The sequence below is a fragment of the Citrobacter sp. TBCS-14 genome, from assembly GCF_005280805.1.
Lineage (GTDB): Bacteria > Pseudomonadota > Gammaproteobacteria > Enterobacterales > Enterobacteriaceae > Citrobacter > Citrobacter gillenii.
This window is the reverse complement of record NZ_SZWM01001348.1, coordinates 631-865: the sequence shown is the minus strand read 5'-3', so window position 1 is coordinate 865 and position 235 is coordinate 631. Positions and strand designations below refer to the sequence as shown.

1 pseudogene is annotated in these 235 nt (G+C 50.2%); it reads right to left on the bottom strand.

Annotated elements, in window-relative coordinates:
- Window positions 1-74 precede the first annotated feature (74 nt).
- Window positions 75-235, bottom strand: a pseudogene (locus FDX22_RS32410) (hypothetical protein); the annotation flags it as partial.

Below are 235 nucleotides of genomic sequence, written 5' to 3'. Positions count from 1 at the left end.
CAATATTAAGCAGGAGTATTAGTGGGTATCGGGTTTTCATCGTCGTTTACCATTGCCATAAAACGGAGGCAACCTTACGCGCCAGCGTCTAAACGAAGCCTCAACAATGCACTCTGTAATGCATTCCAGTCGGTCTCGGTATCGGAGATGAGTTCAATGCGGCTATCTGGAGGGGCGACGTTTTGGGTCTCAATATGCCAGTCCTCACCCTGACGATTGATACGCACCAGCCCCT